Origin of the sequence: Bacillus sp. GMs2/2, assembly GCF_050172095.1 — a bacterium.
Taxonomy (GTDB): Bacteria; Bacillota; Bacilli; order Bacillales; family Bacillaceae_G; genus Bacillus_A; species Bacillus_A cereus.
This window is the reverse complement of record NZ_JBNLYE010000376.1, coordinates 1-3724: the sequence shown is the minus strand read 5'-3', so window position 1 is coordinate 3724 and position 3724 is coordinate 1. Positions and strand designations below refer to the sequence as shown.

Below are 3724 nucleotides of genomic sequence, written 5' to 3'. Positions count from 1 at the left end.
AAACTAGGGATAGGATTTACGAAAAAGACATGTAATTACGTTAAATCGACAAAATCTATACAAGAAAACGCACATTATGGAAGGATTCACAGAAGGGATGTAGAATACAGAAATATGCAAAGCATTGACAACATATTAGTTGGTGTGGATGTATATCCCGTGAAGGCTGAAATTGTGCAAGTTGGAGCGGAATTTCATGTCGGAATTTTGTTTGTCGCATCATATGCTCATCCTTTAAGGAAATAGCAAGGCCATTGGATCTTTGTAGATACTGAACAAAATGGAGTTGATCGTTATATGGATCAACATGAGAAAGTTACAAATCTCAAGATCAAACAGTATATGTGGCTTGCTACTCTTCTTATAAAAAGGTGTATATGTATTGTTTCTAAGAGATACATTTGTAACAGATGAGCAAATGTATACAATTTTATATAGCAAGTATGTATATGCGATTTATGCAGATAAAGGACCTATAGGAAAGGTTTAAAATCGTTTATACAATGTAATCGGCAACACTTTCTAACAAGTTTAGAAAAATATTGTCGAATTATAAAGGAATTTTTTAATTTATATCGAATACAAAATACGACACGGAGATGGAGTTATGGGGAACAGAATTCCCGAAGAAGTTGTTGAACAGATTCGGACATCATCCGATATTGTAGAAGTCATTGGTGAATACGTTCAACTTAGAAAACAGGGGCGTAACTATTTCGGCCTTTGTCCATTTCATGGTGAGAATTCTCCTTCATTCTCTGTTTCATCTGATAAGCAAATTTTTCATTGCTTCGGATGTGGAGAAGGTGGAAATGTATTTTCCTTTCTAATGAAAATGGAAGGACTGGCTTTTACCGAGGCTGTTCAAAAGCTAGGCGAAAGAAATGGAATTGCGGTTGCAGAGTATACATCAGGGCAAGGACAACAAGAAGACATATCTGATGACACTGTCATCATGCAACAAGCTCATGAATTATTGAAAAAGTATTATCATCATTTATTAGTAAATACGGAAGAGGGAAATGAAGCACTTTCATATTTATTAAACCGTGGTATTACGAAAGAGATGATTGAGAAGTTTGAAATTGGTTATGCATCACCTGCCTGGGATGCAGCGACGAAAATTTTACAAAAAAGAGGTTTATCGCTGTCTAGTATGGAACAAGCTGGCCTTCTAATAAGAAGTGAGAAGGATGGTAGTCATTATGATCGCTTCCGTGGAAGAGTTATGTTCCCGATTTATACGTTACAAGGTAAGGTGATAGCGTTTAGTGGAAGGGCGTTAGGAGATGACACTCCGAAATATTTAAATAGCCCTGAAACACCGATTTTTCACAAAAGTAAATTGTTGTATAACTTCCACCAAGCAAGACCGTTTATTAGAAAACGTGGGCAAGTGGTTCTTTTTGAAGGATATGCCGATGTACTAGCTGCGGTAAAAAGTGGTGTGGAAGAAGCTGTTGCGACAATGGGAACAGCTTTAACTGAAGAACAAGCAAAACTTCTGCGACGTAACGTTGAAACTGTTGTTCTTTGCTATGATGGTGATAAAGCAGGGCGAGAAGCGACGATGAAAGCAGGGCAATTATTGCTAAAAGTTGGTTGCCAAGTGAAAGTCACATCCTTGCCAGATAAGCTTGATCCTGATGAATATGTGCAACAATATGGGACTACTGCTTTTGAAAATCTTGTGAAATCAAGTGTGAGTTTTGTTGGTTTTAAAATAAATTATTTGCGTTTAGGGAAAAATTTGCAAGATGAGTCTGGCAAAGAAGAATATGTGAAAAGTGTTTTAAAAGAGTTATCGTTGTTACAAGATGCGATGCAGGCAGAGTCATATTTGAAGTCATTATCGCAAGAATTTTCGTATTCAATGGAAACACTTTTGAATCAATTGCACCAATATCGCAAAGAACAAAAGGTACAGCAAAAACAAATAAAGCAGGTTGCTAAACCGTCTCAAGTCGTTCAAACAAAACCGAAGTTAACAGGTTTTGAAAGAGCGGAAAGAGAAATTATTTACCATATGTTGCAAAGTGCAGAAGTAGCTGTTCGTATGGAATCCCATATAGAAGATTTTCATACAGAAGAACATAAAGGGATTTTATATGAACTATACGCATATTATGAAAAGGGAAATGAACCTTCAGTCGGAACATTTTTAAGTTGGCTCTCTGATGAAAAGTTGAAAAATATTATCACTGATATTTCGACGGATGAATTTATTAATCCAGAATACACAGAAGAAGTGTTGCAAGGCCATTTGGAGACGCTTAGACGGCATCAGGAAAAACTTGAAAAGATGGAGATCATCTTTAAAGTGAAACAAATGGAAAAAACAGATCCTGTAGAGGCTGCTAAATATTATGTAGCATATTTACAAAATCAAAAAGCGAGAAAATAGCTTTTTTGATAAAGTTTTAGTATAATGAATGTTTGTATCTCGCGTAAGGAGGGGAACAGATGGCTGACAAACCAGCTCGTTCTAAACAAATTGAAACTGAAATGACCCTTGAGCAAGTGAAAGAACAACTCACTGAGCTCGGAAAAAAACGTGGCGTTCTTACATATGAAGAGATTGCAGAACGCATGAATGGATTTGAAATTGAATCCGATCAAATGGATGAATACTATGAATATTTAGGTGAACAAGGCATTGATTTAGTTGGTGATAATGACAACGAAGAAGGCCCTAATAATCGCCAAATTACAAAAACAGAAGAAGAGTTTGACCTCAATGATTTAAGTGTACCACCTGGGGTTAAAATCAACGATCCTGTTCGTATGTATTTAAAAGAAATTGGTCGTGTAGACTTACTATCTGCAGAAGAAGAAATTCGACTTGCAACGCGTATTGAAGAAGGCGATGAAGAAGCGAAACGTCGTCTTGCAGAAGCAAACTTACGTCTTGTAGTAAGTATTGCAAAGCGCTATGTAGGCCGTGGTATGCTTTTCTTAGACTTAATTCAAGAAGGTAATATGGGTCTAATTAAAGCTGTTGAAAAGTTCGATTATCGTAAAGGTTTCAAATTTAGTACGTATGCAACTTGGTGGATTCGCCAAGCTATTACACGTGCCATTGCAGACCAAGCACGAACAATTCGTATTCCAGTTCATATGGTTGAAACGATTAATAAGTTAATTCGTGTACAACGTCAATTATTACAAGATTTAGGTCGTGAACCGTCTCCTGAAGAGATTGGTGAAGAAATGGATCTTGCTCCAGAAAAAGTACGTGAAATCTTAAAAATTGCACAGGAGCCAGTTTCTCTTGAAACACCAATTGGTGAAGAAGATGACTCCCATTTAGGTGACTTTATTGAAGACCAAGAAGCAACATCGCCTGCGGACCATGCGGCCTATGAATTGCTAAAAGAACAATTAGAAGATGTGTTAGATACGCTAACAGATCGTGAAGAAAATGTTCTACGTCTTCGTTTCGGTTTAGATGATGGACGAACTCGTACGCTTGAAGAAGTTGGGAAAGTATTCGGCGTAACGAGAGAGCGTATTCGTCAAATTGAAGCAAAAGCACTTCGCAAATTAAGACATCCAAGCCGTAGTAAGCGTCTTAAGGATTTCTTAGAATAGGTTATTTTTTAAGTTTACTTCACCTTTGTGAAGTAAACTTTTTTATTTTGTTAATTTTTGTTAAAATTTAGCTATCGGCAACGATTACAATTTCTTGTAATTTATTTTACAGAATTGTCTTTTGATTTGCAAA

At 36.5% G+C, this 3724-nt stretch carries 3 protein-coding genes; all 3 read left to right on the top strand.

Annotated features, from left to right (window positions below):
* The coding region (locus ACQGS6_RS24575; protein WP_426965748.1) for a hypothetical protein at positions 1-246 on the top strand (246 nt) is incomplete at its 5' end.
* Between the two features lie 361 nt (positions 247-607).
* A complete protein-coding gene (gene dnaG, locus ACQGS6_RS24570) occupies positions 608-2404 on the top strand; it encodes a DNA primase (protein ID WP_000528221.1) in 1797 nt (598 codons plus the stop codon).
* Positions 2405-2463: 59 nt separating this feature from the next.
* Positions 2464-3591, top strand: coding sequence for an RNA polymerase sigma factor RpoD (gene rpoD / locus ACQGS6_RS24565; RefSeq protein WP_000764066.1), 1128 nt, complete (start codon positions 2464-2466; stop codon positions 3589-3591).
* Positions 3592-3724: the final 133 nt, after the last annotated feature.